This window comes from Enterobacter sp. FW301-JW81, from assembly GCF_058788735.1.
Genome location: NZ_JBYTBA010000006.1, coordinates 337990 through 356015, shown reverse-complemented (window position 1 = coordinate 356015; position 18026 = coordinate 337990). Strand labels below are relative to the sequence as shown.

General features: G+C 55.7%; 16 protein-coding genes. 8 read left to right on the top strand and 8 right to left on the bottom strand.

Annotation, left to right across the window (positions count from 1 at the left end; genetic code table 11):
- From AC3WOK_RS19665 to mdtD, 3 genes are all read left to right on the top strand, one after another.
- On the top strand, positions 1 to 213 hold a 213-nt coding region (locus AC3WOK_RS19665), incomplete at its 5' end, for a hypothetical protein (RefSeq protein ID WP_131701696.1).
- A 170-nt stretch (positions 214 to 383) separates the two neighbouring features.
- A complete protein-coding gene (locus AC3WOK_RS19660) occupies positions 384 to 1091 on the top strand; it encodes a FadR/GntR family transcriptional regulator (protein WP_059312415.1) in 708 nt (235 codons plus the stop codon).
- A complete protein-coding gene (gene mdtD / locus AC3WOK_RS19655; protein WP_063431986.1) occupies positions 1088 to 2521 on the top strand; it encodes a multidrug transporter subunit MdtD in 1434 nt (477 codons plus the stop codon). The genes AC3WOK_RS19660 and mdtD overlap by 4 nt, the downstream gene beginning before the upstream one ends.
- Here the strand turns inward: mdtD and rbsR are convergent.
- The 7 genes from rbsR to kup all read right to left on the bottom strand — a co-directional run bounded on the left by rbsR (position 2487) and on the right by kup (position 10434).
- On the bottom strand, positions 2487 to 3479 hold the full coding sequence (gene rbsR / locus AC3WOK_RS19650; RefSeq protein WP_072250724.1) for a ribose operon transcriptional repressor RbsR: 993 nt from the start codon (positions 3477 to 3479) through the stop codon (positions 2487 to 2489). The genes mdtD and rbsR overlap by 35 nt on opposite strands.
- Positions 3480 to 3482: 3 nt before the next feature.
- Complete coding sequence (gene rbsK, locus AC3WOK_RS19645; protein WP_492354994.1) at positions 3483 to 4412, bottom strand: ribokinase; 930 nt, start codon at positions 4410 to 4412, stop codon at positions 3483 to 3485.
- A 106-nt stretch (positions 4413 to 4518) separates the two neighbouring features.
- A complete protein-coding gene (rbsB, locus tag AC3WOK_RS19640; RefSeq protein WP_010426610.1) occupies positions 4519 to 5409 on the bottom strand; it encodes a ribose ABC transporter substrate-binding protein RbsB in 891 nt (296 codons plus the stop codon).
- A 27-nt stretch (positions 5410 to 5436) separates the two neighbouring features.
- Positions 5437 to 6402: a ribose ABC transporter permease gene (gene rbsC, locus AC3WOK_RS19635; RefSeq protein ID WP_006808742.1), complete on the bottom strand. Its 966-nt coding sequence runs from the start codon at positions 6400 to 6402 to the stop codon at positions 5437 to 5439.
- Positions 6403 to 6406: 4 nt separating this feature from the next.
- Positions 6407 to 7912: a ribose ABC transporter ATP-binding protein RbsA gene (gene rbsA / locus AC3WOK_RS19630; protein WP_492354990.1), complete on the bottom strand. Its 1506-nt coding sequence runs from the start codon at positions 7910 to 7912 to the stop codon at positions 6407 to 6409.
- A 7-nt stretch (positions 7913 to 7919) separates the two neighbouring features.
- Positions 7920 to 8339: a D-ribose pyranase gene (gene rbsD, locus AC3WOK_RS19625; protein WP_008503495.1), complete on the bottom strand. Its 420-nt coding sequence runs from the start codon at positions 8337 to 8339 to the stop codon at positions 7920 to 7922.
- Between the two features lie 226 nt (positions 8340 to 8565).
- Entirely contained in the window at positions 8566 to 10434 is a 1869-nt protein-coding gene (gene kup / locus AC3WOK_RS19620) for a low affinity potassium transporter Kup (protein WP_047347404.1), read from the bottom strand.
- A gap of 222 nt (positions 10435 to 10656) precedes the next feature.
- On the opposite strand from kup, the gene ravA reads away from it, so the two are divergent.
- Both ravA and viaA read left to right on the top strand, forming a co-directional pair.
- Positions 10657 to 12153 carry an ATPase RavA gene (gene ravA / locus AC3WOK_RS19615; RefSeq protein WP_492354989.1) on the top strand — a complete coding sequence of 499 codons (1497 nt, stop codon included), beginning with the start codon at positions 10657 to 10659 and terminating at the stop codon, positions 12151 to 12153.
- The gene (gene viaA / locus AC3WOK_RS19610) at positions 12147 to 13598 is read left to right on the top strand and encodes an ATPase RavA stimulator ViaA (RefSeq protein WP_492354988.1); all 1452 of its coding nucleotides are present in this window, start codon (positions 12147 to 12149) and stop codon (positions 13596 to 13598) included. Before ravA ends, viaA begins: the two co-directional genes overlap by 7 nt.
- On the opposite strand, the gene asnA is transcribed toward viaA, so the two are convergent.
- Positions 13599 to 14591 carry an aspartate--ammonia ligase gene (asnA, locus tag AC3WOK_RS19605; RefSeq protein WP_059312409.1) on the bottom strand — a complete coding sequence of 331 codons (993 nt, stop codon included), beginning with the start codon at positions 14589 to 14591 and terminating at the stop codon, positions 13599 to 13601.
- A gap of 151 nt (positions 14592 to 14742) precedes the next feature.
- On the opposite strand from asnA, the gene asnC reads away from it, so the two are divergent.
- The 3 genes from asnC (at position 14743) to mnmG (ending at position 18005) form a co-directional block, all read left to right on the top strand.
- Positions 14743 to 15201, top strand: a complete 459-nt coding sequence (asnC, locus tag AC3WOK_RS19600; RefSeq protein ID WP_008500198.1) for a transcriptional regulator AsnC — start codon at positions 14743 to 14745, stop codon at positions 15199 to 15201.
- A 90-nt stretch (positions 15202 to 15291) separates the two neighbouring features.
- Positions 15292 to 15741, top strand: coding sequence for an FMN-binding protein MioC (gene mioC, locus AC3WOK_RS19595; RefSeq protein WP_063431998.1), 450 nt, complete (start codon positions 15292 to 15294; stop codon positions 15739 to 15741).
- A 374-nt stretch (positions 15742 to 16115) separates the two neighbouring features.
- The gene (gene mnmG / locus AC3WOK_RS19590; RefSeq protein WP_492354987.1) at positions 16116 to 18005 is read left to right on the top strand and encodes a tRNA uridine-5-carboxymethylaminomethyl(34) synthesis enzyme MnmG; all 1890 of its coding nucleotides are present in this window, start codon (positions 16116 to 16118) and stop codon (positions 18003 to 18005) included.
- The last annotated feature ends 21 nt before the right edge of the window (positions 18006 to 18026 follow it).

The following is an 18026-nucleotide window of genomic DNA, read 5'->3' as shown; positions in this document are numbered from 1 at the left end:
TTGTCCGAAGACATTAAGAATCCATGTCACTTTGAGTGCCCACACAGATTGTCTGATAAATTGTTAAAGAGCAGTGCCGCTTCGCTTTTCGCTGCGGCGCGGGGTGTGCATATTACGCTTTCCCGCTTCAGAGTCAAGCGTTTATTTTCGCTTTTCTCTGCTGACCCGGCGGCGTGTGTGCCGTTGTTCCGTGTCAGTGGAGGCGCATTATAGGGAGTTATTCCGGTGTGACAAGAGGAAATTTAAAAAAAGTTTCTATCCGTGTTTTTTTTCACCAATAGCGGTGAAATCAAGCTACAAATTGTTCTATTTGATGTATCTGCAACCACAATCACATACGAGATGGCATAATTATCAGCATGAATCATTAAGGAATAAAAGCGATGCCATTAAGCGCACAACAGCTGGCCGCCCAAAAAAACCTGTCGTATGTGCTGGCAGAAAAGCTGGCTCAGCGGATTTTAGCGGGAAAATATGCCCCGGGCAGCATCCTGCCGGGTGAAATAGAGCTGGGTGAGCAGTTTGGGGTGAGCCGTACCGCCGTGCGCGAAGCGGTCAAAACCCTAACGGCAAAAGGTATGGTGCTTCCACGCCCTCGTATTGGCACACGCGTGATGCCACAGAGTAACTGGAATTTTCTCGATCAGGAGCTACTCTCCTGGTGGATGACGGAAGATAACTTTCATCAGGTCGTCGATCACTTTCTGGTAATGCGCAGCAGCCTTGAACCACAGGCATGTCTTCTCGCCGCCACGCTTGGTACGGCAGAGCAGAAAGCGCAGCTTAACGCGTTGATGGAAGAGATGGTGTTCCTGAAAAAACACTTCAACCGTGAACGCTGGGTTGAAGTCGATATGGCCTGGCATGAACACATCTATATGATGAGCGCCAATCCGTTCCTCACCTCTTTTGCCTCTTTATTCCATTCGGTCTACCACACCTACTTTACCTCTATTACACAAGACGAAGTGGTAAAACTGGATATGCATCAGGCGATAGTGGATGCCATTCAGGAAAGCGACGGGCAGCGAGCCCTGAATGCGTGCCAGGCATTGCTGGCCGCGCCAAACCACCAGCAGGTAAATAAATGACAACGAAAAAAGCGCGCAGCATGGCCGGATTGCCGTGGATTGCAGCCATGGCGTTTTTTATGCAGGCACTGGATGCCACCATCCTCAACACAGCGCTTCCCGCTATTGCGCAGAGCCTTAACCGCTCCCCGCTGGCAATGCAGTCCGCCATTATCAGCTATACCCTGACGGTCGCGATGTTAATCCCGGTCAGCGGCTGGCTGGCCGACCGCTTCGGCACCCGCAGAGTTTTCATGCTAGCCGTGACGCTCTTTACGCTCGGTTCGCTGGCCTGTGCGCTCTCTTCATCCCTCACGGAGCTGGTAATCTTCCGCGTATTACAGGGCATTGGCGGCGCGATGATGATGCCCGTGGCGCGTCTTGCATTGCTGCGAGCCTACCCCAGAAGCGAACTGCTTCCCGTGCTTAACTTCGTCACTATGCCGGGTCTGGTCGGCCCGATACTTGGCCCGGTACTCGGTGGCGTGTTTGTCACCTGGGCAAGCTGGCATTGGATCTTCCTGATTAATATTCCGATTGGCGTTGCGGGGCTGCTGTACGCCCGCAAATATATGCCGAACTTCACCACGCCAAGGCGCAGCTTTGACATGGGCGGCTTTTTCCTGTTTGGCCTGAGCCTGGTTCTGTTCTCCAGCGGGATGGAATTGTTCGGTGAGAAAATCGTGGCGACGTGGCTGGCCCTGTCCGTCATCCTCAGCGGAATTCTGCTGTTCCTTCTTTATATACGTCACGCGCGCCGTCACCCGACGCCGTTAATCTCCCTCGGGCTCTTTAACACCCGAACGTTTTCCGTCGGGATTGCGGGCAACATTGCGTCACGTCTGGGGACGGGTTGTGTACCGTTCCTGATGCCGCTAATGCTGCAGGTGGGTTTCGGCTACCCGGCCCTGATTGCTGGCTGCATGATGGCGCCCACGGCGATGGGCTCGATTCTGGCCAAATCAACCGTTACGCAAGTGCTGCGCTGGTTTGGGTATCGTAAGACGCTGGTTGGCGTGACGGTCTTTATCGGTCTGATGATTGCGCAGTTCTCGCTGCAATCCGCCTCGCTTCCCGTCTGGATGCTGATCCTGCCGCTATTTGTTCTGGGCATGGCGATGTCGACGCAGTTCACATCGATGAACACCATCACCCTCGCCGATCTGACTGACGAGAACGCCAGTAGCGGCAACAGCGTGCTGGCAGTAACGCAGCAGCTGTCGATCAGTTTAGGAGTTGCCGTAAGTGCAGCGGTGCTGCGTTTTTATGAAGGCTTTGACAGCGCTAATACCGTTGAGCAGTTCCACTATACCTTTATTACCATGGGTGCGCTCACCGTGGTTTCGGCGCTGGTCTTTATGCTGTTAAAACCGAAAGATGGGCGCAACCTGATCAAAGAACGCCACAAAGCAAAGGCTAAACAGAACCCCGTTCCATCAGAACAGGAGTAAGCTGCAGACGTTGCTGCTGAAGCGTGGGCTGCGCCATACGGTGTATCAGCACATCGATGGCCAGCTCGCCCAGTTCATCCTTCGGCTGATGGATGGTGGTCAGCGGCGGCGTCATGTAGCTTGCCAGCTCGATATCATCGTATCCGATCACCGCCATATCGTCCGGCACGCGCAGGCCTGCCTGGTACAACGCCTGATAGGCACCAAACGCCATCGCATCATTGCCTATGAATACGGCCTGCGGGCGCTGCGCTTGCGCCAACAGTTTTTGCATCGCCTCGAAGCCACCGTTAAATTCGAAATCGCCGGTGATTCGGTAGCCCTCAGGAACGGCAAGTCCCGCCCGCGCCATCGCCGACAGATATCCCTCCAGACGCAAACGCGCGGGGGTTTTATCGAGCGGACCGGTAATACAGGCGATGCGGGTATGGCCTTTATCAATCAGATACTGGGTTGCCATGTCCCCACCCAGCAGGGAGTTATCCTGAATAAGATCGCTGGTGCCGTCGAAGGGCGCCCAGTCCATCATCACCGTAGGAATAGAAGGGTAGCGCTGAATAATCTCTTTTGAGGGCTGATGCGTTTCGGTGCAGAGCAGCAGTAACCCGTCGACGCGTTTTTGCATCAGCGTTTCCAGGTTACGGTTCATGCGCTGCTCATCCCCTTCGGTATTGCACAGCACCAGGCTGTAACCACGCTCGAAGCAGCTGCGCTCTACGCCGCGAACCAGCTCAGAATAAAAGGGGTTGGTACTGGCGGTGATGAGCATGCCGATGGTGCGCGTCTGGTTCAGCTTGAGGCTGCGCGCCAGCGCCGACGGCGCATAGTTGAGATCTTTAACTGCCGCTTCGACCTTCTCCCGAATCGCCTCGCTGACGAAGCGGTCGTTATTAATCACGTGAGAGACTGTCGAGGTAGAAACACCCGCCAGGCGGGCGACATCTTTCATTGTGGCCAAGCGTTACCCCTGCTGACTTAAGAATTCATCGATCTCTTTACGCCACGGAACGGAAGGCTGGGCACCTTTGCGCGTCACCGCAATTGCCGCGGCTGCGTGCGCGAAGCGGATCGCATCATCCATTCTCTTGCCTTCCAGCAGCGCGGTCACCAGAGCACCATTGAAGGTATCTCCCGCCGCGATGGTATCAATCGCCTTCACCTTAAAGCCCGGCACACGACGGCCTTCACCGTTTACGCTTGCCCACACCCCGCGGCTGCCCAGGGTGATAATCACGGTACCGATGCCTTTATCGTGCAGCGCTTTTGCCGCGCGCGCCGCGTCGTCATCATTTTCAACACGAATGCCCGTCAGCTTTTCGGCTTCGGTTTCATTAGGCGTGATGATGTCCACCAGCGCCAGCAATTCGTCTGATAATACACGGGCAGGGGCAGGATTAAGTACGACGGTGGTGTGATTTTGATGCGCAATTTTGGCAGCGGCCAGCACGCTTTCGACCGGGGATTCAAGCTGCATCAGTAGCGCTTCGGCATTCGCAATACACTCACGCTGTGCTTCAACACGCTCGGTAGTTAATGCGGCGTTGGCGCCAGCATGAATACCGATGACATTCTCACCTTCCGCGTTGACGAAAATCAGCGCCACGCCGGTCGATTCCCCTGCAACAACGCTGACCGGCGCGATATCAATGTTATCGCTGGAGAGCTGTTTGCGCACTCGCTCACCGGTATCGTCATCCCCCGTGCAGGCGATAAACGCGATATTTGCCCCGCTGCGCCCGGCGGCGACGGCCTGGTTAGCACCTTTACCGCCGAATGCCACCTGATACTGGTTACCCGTGACGGTTTCGCCCGGCGTCGGGAACGATTCAAGGTTAAGAATGTGATCGGCATTGATGCTGCCAAGGACGACAAGGTTGCCTGCGGTTTTCATGGTTGGGTTGTCCATCTGAGAGCGCCACCGGTGTTACCCGGTGGCGTATGCCACACTTTTCTTTATTGGTGTCCCTCAGGCAGCCAGCGACTGCCTGAATCGCCTTTTACTGCTTAATAACCAGCTTCAGGTCAACAGGGTATTTGGCCTGAACTTTTTCGCCCTTCAGCACTTTGTCGGCAGTTTCGACGCCAGTCGCGCCAATCTGCTCAGGCAGCTGAGCGATGGTCGCAGCCAGTTTGCCATCATTTACCGCTTTTTCACCATCCGGCGTGCCGTCAAATCCGACAACCATCACATCAGATTTACCTGCAGTCTGCAGGGCACGCAGCGCGCCCAGCGCCATTTCGTCGTTCTGTGCGAACACAGCCTGCACGTCTGGGTGTGCGGTCAGCAGGTTCTGCATGACGTTCAGACCTTTAGTACGGTCGAAGTCTGCCGGCTGGCTCGCCAGCACGTTGAATTTGTGCGCCGCCACTGCCTGCTGGAAGCCTTCGCCACGCTCGCGGGCTGCAGACGTACCGGCAATGCCCTGCAGTTCGATAACTTTCGCGCCTTCGCCTGCTTTCTTCGCGATGTAATCACCGGCGATTTTGCCGCCCAGCACGTTATCAGACGCAATGTGGCTCACGACTTCGCCTTTCGTTGCCTGACGGTCCAGGGTGATTACCGGGATCTTCGCCTGGTTTGCCATTTTAACGGCGTTACCGACGGCGTCAGAGTCGGTTGGGTTGATCAGCAGAATTTTGGTACCACGAACGGTTAAGTCCTGAACGTTAGCCAGCTCTTTCGCCGGGTTGTTCTGTGAATCCAGTACCACCAGGTTGTAGCCCAGCTTGTCCGCTTCTTTCTGCGCACCGTCCTTCAGGGAGACGAAGAACGGGTTGTTCAGGGTAGAGACAACCAGCGCGATGGTGTCTTTCGCCATGGCGTTAGCACTTACGGTTGCGCTCAGCGCGACAGCAGAAACCAGGGTAGCCAGTTTTTTCATGTTCATATCTAAGATGTCCTGTAGTGTCGTCAGTTACTGTTTTTTGTTGTCTACCAGTACCGCCAGCAAAATCACCACTGCCTTAACGATCATCTGGTAATAGGAGGAAACACCTAATAAATTCAAACCATTATTCAGGAAACCGAGAATCAATGCGCCGATCAATGTCCCAACAATGCGACCTTTACCGCCCGCAAGACTCGTACCGCCCAGAACCACTGCCGCAATGGCATCCAGCTCATAACCCGTACCCGCCGTTGGCTGCGCGGAGGAGAGGCGCGCCACTTCGATAATGCCCGCCAGAGACGCCAGCAGACCGCACAGCGAGTAAACGATAATTTTGACTTTATTAACGCTAATCCCGGACAGGCGCGTTGCCGCTTCGTTACCGCCCAGCGCATAGATATAACGACCCAGACGGGTGTGATGCAGCATGTACCAGGCCGCCAGGAAGACGATAGCCATGATCCAGACCGGCGTCGGGACACCCAGCGGACGACCGATACCGAACCAGCCAAACAGATCGGCGTTGTCGGTAAAGCCCGTGTTTACCGGGCTGCCGTTGGTATAAACCATGGTCACGCCGCGCAGCAACAGCATCATCACCAGCGTCGCGATGAACGCCTGAACGCGGCCTTTCGCTACAATGACCCCGGTCACGGCACCGATTGCTGCCCCGGCAGCCAGCGCAGCGGCCACGGCCACCAGCGCGTTGACCTCAATTCCTACAATTGAAGCGGCGATCGCACCGGTGAGCGCCAGCAGGGAACCGACGGACAGATCGATCCCTGAGGTCAAAATCACCAGCGTCATCCCGACCGCCATAATTGCGTTTACGGAAGTCTGCTGCAGGATGTTGAACAGGTTATTAACGGTGAAAAAGTTCGGGCTCATGGTCGATACAATCGCGATCAGCACCAGCAGGGCAATCAGCGATTTTTGTTCCATCAGCCATGCCTTTGTGAAATAGCGGCGACCAGAAACAGCCTGGGTAGTCATCTTCTTACTCCTGATTCACGCGATTAAGCTTGCCCACAGCGGCAGCCATCAGAACTTCCTGGGTGGCCTGCTCGCGAGTGAATTCACCGCCGAGATGCCCTTCATGCATGACGATAATGCGATCGCTCATGCCTAATACTTCTGGCATCTCGGAAGAGACCAGAATGATGCTCAGACCGTCGGCCTTGAACTGGTTAATCAGCTGGTAGATCTCTTTCTTGGCCCCGACGTCCACGCCGCGGGTTGGCTCATCAAGGATCAGGACTTTCGGGCGCGTCATCAGCCCGCGCGCAATAGCCACTTTCTGCTGATTACCGCCGGACAACAGGCCGATGGCCTGCTCCATCGACGGGGTTTTGACGTTAAAGAGACGGATAAAATCGCTGACCGCCTGCTGTTCGTCCTTGTGTTTCAGGGTACCGCCGCTGTGGCTGAAATAGCGCAGCGCGGTAAGCGACATGTTCTCTTTTACCGACATGCCCAGCACTAAGCCATCGCGCTTGCGGTCTTCGGAGATATAGACGATGCCGTTCGCGAGGCCATCCTGCGGCGAGCGAGTCACCACTTCATGACCGTCGAGGGTGACATACCCGCTGGTGCGCGGCAGCGCGCCATAAAGCACCTTCATCAGCTCGGTACGGCCGGCGCCCATCAGGCCCGCCACGCCCAGGATCTCGCCCTGGCGCAGGGTAAAGGTCACGTCGTTCACACCCGGACCGCAGAGATTATCCACCTTCAGGCGGATCTCACCCGGCGCTTTGTCCAGGTGCGGGTATTGATCTTCAAGCTTACGTCCCACCATCATTTCGATGAGCGTATCTTCTGTCAGCGTGGCCACTGCGCGCTCGGCAATAAACTGCCCGTCGCGGAAGACGGTAACGTCATCGCAAATCTCGAAGATCTCTTTCATGCGGTGAGAGATATAGACAATCCCGCGCCCCTGCGATTTCAGCTCGCGGATGACGCGGAACAGGGATTCGGTTTCGGTATCGGTCAGGGCGTCGGTCGGTTCATCCATAATGATGACCTTCGACTCAAAGCTCAGCACCTTCGCGATTTCCACCATCTGCTGATCGCCAATCGAGAGATCGCCGACCAGTCGGTCGCTCTTAAAGCGCAGGTTCAGCTTCGCCAGCAGCTTGTCCGCTTCGGCATACATGGTTTTCCAGTCGATTTTGCCGAACCGGTTTACGAACTCGCGGCCCAGGAAGATGTTCTCCGCAATGGTGAGCTGCGGGATCAGGTTGAGCTCCTGGTGGATAATGCCGATACCGGCTTCCTGAGAAGATTTCGGGCCGCTGAAGGTGGTCTCTTTACCCAGCCAGACGAGTGAGCCGGCATCGCGTTGATAGATACCGGTCAGCACTTTCATCATGGTGGATTTGCCGGCGCCGTTCTCACCCACCAGCGCCATCACGCGCCCGGAGTAGACGTTCAGCGCCGCACCGGAGAGGGCTTTTACGCCCGGGAACGACTTATCGATCCCTTTGAGTTGCAGTAATGCGTCCATGATGGCCTCAGAAGGTGACGCCAGCACAGAGAATAATATTCGCATACGGGGAACACTCCCCGCTGCGAATCACCGCCTGACTGTCTGCGGTTTGTTGTTTGAATTGTTCGTGCGTTGTGTAACGAATTTCTATGGTATTTCCCTGGTGTTGTTGCAGCTGCTCAAGGTGGCTGAGCAACGTTTCGTGGAGTTGCGGATTATGTTGTTTGATTTCCGCTGCGAGAATGGCCGCCTCAACCTGCATCTCCGCGGTCACCACGTCCAGTACCTGCATAAACGAAGGAACACCCTGCGTTAACGCCATATCGATACGGGTTGTGCTGCGCGGAACCGGTAAGCCTGCATCGCAAACCACCAGCGTATCGGTATGCCCAAGACGGGAAATAACCGATGAGATTTCTGAGTTGAGTACCGTGCCTTTCTTCATTTTCTTGCTCCACTAGCGAAACGTTTCGCTGATGTCAGTTTAATCTCAAGAATGTTCAGAAAACCACCATGGCGTAACAGATTTGTGATCGACGTCGAAACGTTTCGCTAAGTGAAATGGAGTGGAGGTAAATGCAAAACGGTAACCCCAGGGTTACCGTTTTTTATGTTTGCGCCCTCTCCCTGTGGGAGAGGGTCGGGATGAGGGCATCAGGCCGCACAAAGACTTAGATCTCGACCTGCGTCCCCAGCTCAATCACGCGGTTAGGCGGGATCTCAAACTGGTCAGGCGCGCGCAGGGCGTTACGCTGCAGGATAAGGTACAGCTTGCCGCGCAGGCGCAGATACCACGGGCGCTTGCCGATAATCAGCGACTCGTGGGACATAAAGAATGACGTCTCCATCATCCGGCAGCTCAGCCCTTCCAGACCGCAGCGGTGGAACACCTCTTCCACGTTTGGCGTTTCACGCCAGCCGTAGCTCGCCACCACGCGCCAGAATGTCGGCGACAGCTGCTCGATTTGCACGCGTCGCACGTTGTGAACATACGGCGCATCTTCGGTGCGCAGCGTCAGCAGAATGACGCGTTCATGCAGAACCTTGTTGTGCTTGAGGTTATGCATCAGCGCAAACGGGATCACGTTCAGGGCACGAGACATATACACCGCGGTGCCGGGCACGCGGACCGGCGGTGATTTCTCAAGAGACGCTATCATCGCCTCGAGAGAATTACCGTGCTCATGCATGCGGCGCAGCAGGCGGAAACGCTCGCTTTTCCATGTGGTCATGACGATAAACATCACCAGACCCAGCGTCAGCGGCAGCCAGCCCCCGGAGACAATTTTGTCGAGGTTCGCCGAGAACAGCGGCACGTCGATACACAGGAAGCCCACCAGAATCATCGCCACGAGGAATTTATTCCAGTGCCAGTTTCGGTACGCCACCGTGGTGGAGAGAAGCGATGTCAGCACCATCGTACCGGTTACCGCAATGCCGTACGCCGCCGCCAGGTTGCTGGAGTGCTCGAAGCTGACGATAACAATGACAACAGCGAAATAGAGCAGCCAGTTAATGAACGGGATGTAGATCTGGCCCGATTCCATCTCAGAGGTATGGATGATGCGCATCGGTGAGAGGTAACCCAGACGCACGGCCTGGCGCGTCAGAGAGAACACGCCGGAAATCACCGCCTGGGAGGCAATAACGGTCGCCAGCGTTGCCAGAATCAGCATCGGCACCAGCGCCCAGTCAGGCGCCAGCAGGAAGAACGGGTTCTTAATCGCTTCCGGGCTTTTGAGCAACAGCGCGCCCTGACCAAAGTAGTTCAGCACCAGCGACGGCAACACCACAATAAACCATGCCACGCGGATAGGCAGTTTCCCGAAGTGCCCCATATCAGCATACAGCGCTTCAACCCCGGTGATGGAGAGCACGACCGCACCCAGCGCCACGAAGGAAACCACTTTGTATTCAAGGAAGAAATGCACTGCCCAGTAAGGGTTCAGCGCGTGGAGCACTTCCGGGTTCGCGATAATGCTGCGCAAACCAAGCGCCGCGAGGATCAGGAACCAGGCCAGCATAATCGGTGCAAACAGTTTGCCCACCAGCCCAGTACCGTGCTTCTGGATCATAAACAGCAGCGTCAGGACAATAATGGCCAGAGGAACAACCCAGGAATCAAGCTGCGGGGCAATAATCTCCAGCCCCTCTATCGCCGAGAGCACCGAAATAGCAGGCGTTATCACCACTTCCCCGTAGAAGAAGCTGCCGCCAATCAGGCCGATAATGACCAGCACGGACGTCATTCTGGCTGAGGTATTGCGCCCTGCCAGGGACATCAGGGTCAGGATACCGCCTTCACCCGCGTTATCAGCACGCATGACGAAAGAGAGATATTTAACGGAAACCACCAGGATCAGCAGCCAGAAGATGAGTGACAGGAAACCAAACACGGCATCGCGTTCAACACCAAAGCCAAACTGGCCGGACAGACATTCACGAAGCGTATAAAGCGGGCTGGTGCCGATATCACCGTAGACAACCCCGATCGCCGCAAGCGTTATTGCGGGTAATGATTGCTTATTATCAGTGCTCATAGACTAGTCTTTTCGTTTAAATAACAAATGTGTGCCTAGTCCCTTGGCCCACAAAAAGCGCACAGTATGCACGATTCATTGCAAAATCGTACCCCTAAATGCAACCGCATTAATGTAGCGCAAAGAAAATTGCGCCGCACTTCAGTCTATTACCAGCCCTGACTGAAACGTCTATACTCGCTTCAATTGGCCGCCACGACGGCGAAAGGATGCAAAACTATTATGGCTCACTCACATTTATTAGCAGAAAGAATTTCCCGCCTCAGCAGCGCGCTGGAGAAAGGCCTTTTCGAGCGTAGCCACGCCATTCGCCTCTGTTTACTGGCGGCGTTGAGCGGTGAAAGCGTATTTTTGCTGGGCCCACCGGGCATTGCCAAAAGCCTGATTGCCCGCAGGTTAAAGTTTGCGTTTCAGAACGCCCGCGCCTTCGAATACCTCATGACCCGGTTTTCTACCCCTGAAGAAGTTTTTGGCCCGCTCTCTATTCAGGCGCTGAAAGACGAAGGGCGCTATGAGCGTTTGACGGCGGGGTATTTGCCTGAGGCAGAGATTGTTTTTCTCGATGAGATCTGGAAAGCGGGGCCGGCTATTCTGAACACCCTGCTCACGGCGATAAACGAACGGCGCTTCCGCAACGGTGCCAGCGAAGAGAAAATCCCGATGCGCCTGCTGGTGGCCGCGTCAAACGAACTGCCTGAGGCCGACAGCAGCCTGGAAGCGCTGTATGACCGCATGCTGATCCGCCTGTGGCTGGACAAAGTACAGGATAAATCCAACTTCCGCTCTATGCTGGTCAGCCAGCAGGATGAAAGTGAAAACCCGGTATCCGCTTCGCTGCAGGTCACGGATGAGGAGTATCACCAGTGGCAGCAGGATATTGGCAAAATCAAACTGCCGGACGCGGTCTTCGAGCTGATCTATCAGCTGCGCCAGCAGCTCGATCTGCTCCCCTCTGCGCCCTATGTCTCCGATCGCCGCTGGAAAAAGGCGATCCGCCTGCTGCAGGCCAGCGCCCTGTTCAGCGGGCGCGATGCCGTAGCGCCAATCGATCTGATCCTGCTGAAAGACTGCCTCTGGCACGACGCGGAAGGCATGAAGCTGATGCAGCAGCAGCTTGACGTTTTGATGACCGGACACGCCTGGGGGCAGCAGGCGATGCTCAACCAGCTGGGGGCGATTGCCCAGCGGCGCATCCAGCTCCAGCAGCAGCAAAGCGATAAAACCGCGCTGAAAGTGAATCGCCTCGGGGGAATGTTCGCCCGCAAACCACACTATGAACTGCCCGCTGAACTGACTGGCCCGACGCTGACGCTGTTGCTCCAGCAGCCGCTCAAACTTCACGATATGCAGGTGGTGCACGTTACCATTGAGCGCGAGGCGCTGGCGCAGTGGCTGGACAAGGGCGGTGAGATCCGTGGAAAGCTCAACGGCATCGGCTTCGCGCAGCCGCTGAATATGGAAGTGGACAGCAGCCAGCACCTGGTGATCCGCGACGTAAGCCTGCAGGGCTCGCGCCTTGCGCTTCCGGGAACCGCTTCCGACAGCGTGCCCGAAGAGATTAAGCAGCAGCTGGAAGCGCTGGACACAGAATGGCACCAGCAGCACACCCGCTTTAGCGAGCAGCAAAAATGCCTCTTTATTCATAGCGACTGGTTAGGTCGCATCGAAGCCAGCCTGCAGGATGTAAGCGCTCAGATCAAACAGGCGCGTCAATGCTAACCCTGGATACACTTAACGTTATGCTGGCCGTCAGCGAAGAAGGGTTGATCGAAGAGGTGGTCATAACCCTTCTGGCTTCGCCGCAGCTGGCAGCCTTCTTTGAAAAATTCCCGAAGCTTAAAAAAGCGATGACGGACGATCTGCCGCGCTGGCGGGAAAATCTGCGTCAGCGGTTCAAAGAGACCGAGGTTCCGCCAGAGTTAACGGACGAGGTGGCCTGCTATCAGCAGTGCCAGCGGCTCTCCACCTCGCAGTTTATCGTCCAGCTTCCGCAAACCCTGACGCTGCTCGACAAGGTCCACTCTCCGTTTGCCAGCCAGGCCCGGGCGCTGGTCACGGATAACGCCACGTTTACCCCCGCATTGCATACCCTCTTTCTACAGCGCTGGCGCCTGAGCCTGGTGGTTCAGGCCACGACGCTAAACCAGCAGCTTCTGGATGAAGAGCGCGAACAGCTGCTCAGTGAAGTTCAGGAGCGCATGACCTTAAGCGGCCAGCTCGAACAGGTGCTGGTGGAAAATGAGAACGCCGCAGGGCGTCTCTGGGACATGAGCGCCGGCCAGATTCGCCGCGGGGATTATCAGCTGATCGTCAAGTACGGCGATTTTCTGGCGCAGCAGCCTGAGCTGATGAAGCTTGCAGAACAATTGGGGCGATCAAGGGAGGCAAAGTCGGTCCCAAAGAAAGATGCCCCAATGGAAACCTTCCGCACCCTGGTGCGTGAACCGGCTACCGTGCCCGAACAGGTCGACGGGCTCCAGCAGAGCGATGACATTTTGCGCCTGCTGCCCACGGAGCTGAGCACGCTCGGGATGACCGAGCTGGAATATGAGTTTTACCGTCGACTGGTGGAAAAGCAGCTCCTCACCTACCGGCTACACGGCGAAGCCTGGCGCGAGAAGCTCAGCCAGCGGCCGGTTATTCATCAGGATTTTGATGAACAGCCGCGCGGGCCATTCATTGTTTGCGTGGATACGTCCGGATCGATGGGCGGGTTTAACGAACAGTGTGCGAAGGCGTTCTGCCTGGCGCTGATGCGCGTGGCGCTCGCCGATCGCCGTCGCTGCTTCATCATGCTCTTTTCCAGCGAAGTGGTGGGCTATGAGCTAACCAACCAGCAGGGGCTCGAACAGGCGATCCGCTTTTTAAGCCAGCGTTTTCGCGGCGGTACCGATCTGGCCAGCTGTTTTCGCAGCATCGTTGAGCGGATGCAGGGAGGCGACTGGTACGACGCTGATGCGGTGGTGATTTCTGATTTTATTGCCCAGCGGCTGCCGGACGACGTAGTCAATAAAGTGAAGGAGCTGCAGCGGGTGCATCAGCACAGTTTCCATGCGGTGGCGATGTCCGCCCATGGAAAACCCGGCATCATGCGCATCTTCGATCATATCTGGCGCTTTGATACCGGGTTGCGTAGCCGCCTGCTCAGACGCTGGCAGCGTTAATTACAGAAGAGAGCCAACGCTTTCGCGCACCTGCTGCGGCCAGACACCACACTGAACCTGGCCGATATGCGGCAGCTGAAGCAGCAGCATGGTCAGGCGGGACTGGCCGATACCGCCGCCGATGGTCTGCGGCATTTCCCCGCGCAGCAGCGCCTGATGCCACTCAAGTTTGAGACGATCTTCATCACCGGTGACCGCCAGCTGGCGCTTCAGCGCGTCAGCATCCACGCGGATCCCCATAGAAGAAAGTTCGAATGCGTCTTCCAGTACCGGGTTCCAGACCAGAATATCGCCGTTCAGACCGGCATAGTCGCGCTCGCCCGGCGTGCTCCAGTCATCATAATCCGGTGCACGAACGTCGTGGCGTTTGCCATCAGACAGCTTGCCGCCGATACCCATCAGGAACACTGCCCCCAGCTCTTTGGCGATCGCACGTTCACGACCTTTGGCATCCAGATCAGGGAAACGGCTCAGCAGCTCCTGGCTGTGCACAAAGTGGATCGATTCCGGCAGGAACGGTGCCAGACCAAACTCTTTGCTTACTGCCGCTTCAGTAGCTTTGATCCCGGCGTAGATCGCCTCAACGGTAGCTTTCAGCGTACCCACGTGACGCTCGCCATCCCCCATTACGCGCTCCCAGTCCCACTGGTCAACGTAAACGGAGTGAATTGGAGACAGGCGGTCTTCGTCGGGGCGAAGGGCTTTCATGTGCGTGTAGAGCCCTTCGCCCGCGCTGAAGTCGTGTTGTCCCAGGGTTTGGCGCTTCCATTTCGCAAGGGAGTGAACCACTTCGAACTGGGCGTCTGGCAGTGTTTTCACTTTTACCTGTACCGCTTTTTCGCATCCAGAGAGGTTATCCTGCGTCCCATCACCCACGCGGCTGAGAATAGGTGCCTGAACTTCAATCAGACCCAGCTTGTCTTCCAGCTGGCGGGAAAAATGGGATTTAACGAAACTGATCTGGCGTTGTTTTGCGATGTAAGCGGTTTTCATTATTTATACTCCTGCGTCCTGTTGGTATTGATTAAGCAACAGAAATGGCACCTGATTCAATAACCCATCAACAAAAAGCCTCATTCACTTTTGATTCGATAAAATTAGACGCTAGAATAGAGTGATTCATTAATCTTCATAAGAAAAAGCTATGGAAAATTATCAGATCGACAATCTCGACCGCGGCATTCTGGAGGCTTTAATGGCCAATGCCCGTACCGCCTACGCCGAACTGGCGAAACAGTTTGGCGTCAGCCCGGGAACCATTCACGTTCGCGTAGAGAAGATGAAGCAGGCGGGGATCATTACCGGCGCGCGCATTGACGTCAGTCCTAAGCAGCTGGGTTACGACGTCTGCTGCTTCATCGGCATCATTCTAAAAAGCGCTAAAGACTACCCCTCCGCCCTGGCGAAGCTGAACGCGCTGGATGAAGTCACCGAGGCGTACTACACCACCGGGCACTACAGCATCTTTATTAAGGTCATGTGCCGATCCATCGACGCCCTCCAGCAGGTACTTATCAACAAGATCCAAACAATCGATGAAATTCAGTCCACCGAGACACTGATCTCCCTGCAAAACCCGATCATGCGTACCATCCGCCCGTGATCGGGCAAATTCATTCCCACATTTTCCACAGGTAGATCCCAGCTCGTTCACAGCGTACAATGGCCGTCTCTTTATCTGGGCGAGCGATCAATGGCGGACATTACCCTTATCAGCGGCAGCACCCTTGGCGGTGCGGAATACGTAGCGGAACATCTGGCTGAAAAGCTGGAAGAGGCGGGCTTTTCCACACAAACCCTGCACGGCCCGTTGCTTGAAGATCTCCCGACTGACGGGGTCTGGCTGCTGATCACCTCCACGCACGGCGCGGGCGATCTGCCGGATAATCTGCAACCTTTATATGACGAACTGCTGGAACAGCAGCCCGACCTGTCAAACGTCCGTTTTGGCGCAGTGGGGATCGGCAGCCGCGAATATGACACCTTTTGCGGGGCAATAGAGAAAGTCGAAGCCGCTGTCACCTCTTGCGGAGCAAAACAGCTGGGTGAAACGCTCAAGATCAACATCCTCGATCATGACATTCCGGAGGATCCGGCCGAGATCTGGGTCGCGGAATGGAAAAATTTACTCAAAAACGATTAAAGATCGCGCGAACAGATGTGGGTAACTCTGGTTAAAAGCTCGTATTAACCCGTAGTTATCCAAAGAACAACTGTTGTTTAGTTTTTGCCCTGTGTATAAAGTCGCGATCTGATCCCAGCTTATACTGCCCAGGATCACCGATCATTCACAGCAAACGATCCTTTCTAACCGTATGATCTTCTTTATGAGATCGGACTTATCCACACAGGTTCGCGATCCTAATAAGAGATCACAATAGAACAGATCTCTAAATAAAAAGATCTTCTTTTTAATAGCCCAGGATCCCAATGCTTTCTCGAAAGACTAAAGTTGAGTAGAATCCACGGCCCGGGCTTCAATCCATTTTCATACCGCTTTACGCGAGGCAGACCACCATGTTTTATCAGGATCCTTTTGACGTCATCATCATTGGCGGGGGTCATGCAGGCACTGAGGCCGCAATGGCCGCAGCGCGTATGGGTCAGCAGACCCTACTTTTGACACACAATATCGACACGCTGGGACAAATGTCCTGTAATCCGGCGATTGGCGGCATTGGGAAAGGACACCTGGTAAAAGAAGTGGATGCACTTGGCGGCCTGATGGCGAAAGCGATCGATCATGCAGGCATCCAGTTTAGGATACTAAACGCGAGTAAAGGGCCTGCTGTTCGTGCGACCCGTGCACAGGCAGACCGCGTGCTTTACCGCCAGGCTGTGCGCACTGCGCTGGAGAACCAGCCGAACCTGATGATCTTCCAGCAGGCTGTTGAAGATCTTATCGTCGAGAACGATCGCGTCGTGGGTGCCGTGACCCAGATGGGTCTCAAGTTCCGCGCAAAAGCGGTTGTGCTGACCGTCGGGACATTCCTGGACGGAAAAATTCATATCGGTCTGGATAACTACAGCGGTGGCCGCGCTGGCGATCCGCCGTCTATTCCACTGTCTCGCCGTCTGCGCGAACTGCCGCTACGCGTTAGCCGCCTGAAAACAGGCACGCCTCCGCGTATTGATGCGCGCACCATTGATTTCAGCGTGCTGGCGCAACAGCACGGCGATAACCCAATGCCGGTCTTCTCGTTTATGGGCAATGCGGCGCAGCATCCGCAGCAGGTGCCGTGCTACATCACGCACACCAACGAGAAAACCCATGACGTGATCCGCAATAACCTCGATCGTAGCCCAATGTACGCAGGGGTGATCGAAGGGATCGGACCACGCTACTGTCCGTCGATCGAAGACAAAGTGATGCGCTTTGCCGATCGTAACCAGCACCAGATCTTCCTGGAGCCGGAAGGGCTGACCTCAAACGAAATTTACCCGAACGGCATCTCCACCAGCCTGCCGTTCGACGTGCAGATGCAAATTGTTCGCTCAATGCAGGGGATGGAGAACGCGAAAATCGTTCGCCCTGGCTACGCTATTGAGTACGATTTCTTCGATCCGCGTGACCTGAAGCCGACCCTCGAGAGCAAATTCATCCACGGTCTGTTCTTCGCGGGTCAGATTAACGGCACCACCGGTTACGAAGAAGCGGCTGCTCAGGGCCTGCTTGCCGGTCTGAACGCCGCACGTTTCTCAGCCGAGAAAGAGGGCTGGGCACCAGGCCGTTCTCAGGCGTATCTGGGCGTGCTGGTTGACGATCTCTGCACCCTGGGTACCAAAGAGCCGTACCGCATGTTTACCTCTCGCGCGGAATATCGCCTGATGCTGCGCGAAGATAACGCCGACCTGCGTCTGACCGAAATGGGGCGTGAACTGGGACTGGTCGATGACGAGCGCTGGGCGCGCTTCAACGAGAAGCTGGAACGCATTGAGCTGGAACGTCAGCGCCTGAAAACCACCTGGGTGAATCCACAGGCGGAAACCGCTGCCGAAGTGAATGCTCACTTAACAGCGCCGCTCTCGCGTGAAGCCAGCGGTGAAGATTTGCTGCGTCGCCCTGAAGTTACCTATGAGAATCTGGTGAAACTGAGCGCATTCGCGCCGGGCCTGGAAGACGCTGAAGCGGCAGAGCAGGTTGAGATCCAGGTGAAATACGAAGGCTACATCGCGCGTCAGCAGGATGAGATTGAAAAACAGCAGCGCAACGAAAACACGCTGCTGCCGGAAATGCTGGACTACCGTCAGGTCACGGGTCTTTCCAACGAAGTGATCGCCAAGCTGAACGATCATAAACCGGTGTCGATTGGCCAGGCGTCCCGTATCTCGGGCGTTACCCCTGCGGCCATTTCGATCCTGCTGGTTTGGCTGAAAAAGCAAGGTATGCTGCGCCGCAGCGCGTAATTGACATTGTTTTTGGCGGGT

Bases quoted from the DNA above. Each gene is read 5' to 3' on its own strand.
- AC3WOK_RS19660 (WP_059312415.1), top strand. From the start codon at position 384: ATGCCATTAAGCGCACAACAGCTGGCCGCCCAAAAAAACCTGTCGTAT.
- mdtD (WP_063431986.1), top strand. From the start codon at position 1,088: ATGACAACGAAAAAAGCGCGCAGCATGGCCGGATTGCCGTGGATTGCA.
- rbsK (WP_492354994.1), bottom strand. From the start codon at position 4,412: ATGAAAACCGCAGGCAACCTTGTCGTCCTTGGCAGCATCAATGCCGAT.
- rbsB (WP_010426610.1), bottom strand. From the start codon at position 5,409: ATGAACATGAAAAAACTGGCTACCCTGGTTTCTGCTGTCGCGCTGAGC.
- rbsC (WP_006808742.1), bottom strand. From the start codon at position 6,402: ATGACTACCCAGGCTGTTTCTGGTCGCCGCTATTTCACAAAGGCATGG.
- rbsA (WP_492354990.1), bottom strand. From the start codon at position 7,912: ATGGACGCATTACTGCAACTCAAAGGGATCGATAAGTCGTTCCCGGGC.
- rbsD (WP_008503495.1), bottom strand. From the start codon at position 8,339: ATGAAGAAAGGCACGGTACTCAACTCAGAAATCTCATCGGTTATTTCC.
- kup (WP_047347404.1), bottom strand. From the start codon at position 10,434: ATGAGCACTGATAATAAGCAATCATTACCCGCAATAACGCTTGCGGCG.
- ravA (WP_492354989.1), top strand. From the start codon at position 10,657: ATGGCTCACTCACATTTATTAGCAGAAAGAATTTCCCGCCTCAGCAGC.
- viaA (WP_492354988.1), top strand. From the start codon at position 12,147: ATGCTAACCCTGGATACACTTAACGTTATGCTGGCCGTCAGCGAAGAA.
- asnA (WP_059312409.1), bottom strand. From the start codon at position 14,591: ATGAAAACCGCTTACATCGCAAAACAACGCCAGATCAGTTTCGTTAAA.
- asnC (WP_008500198.1), top strand. From the start codon at position 14,743: ATGGAAAATTATCAGATCGACAATCTCGACCGCGGCATTCTGGAGGCT.
- mioC (WP_063431998.1), top strand. From the start codon at position 15,292: ATGGCGGACATTACCCTTATCAGCGGCAGCACCCTTGGCGGTGCGGAA.
- mnmG (WP_492354987.1), top strand. From the start codon at position 16,116: ATGTTTTATCAGGATCCTTTTGACGTCATCATCATTGGCGGGGGTCAT.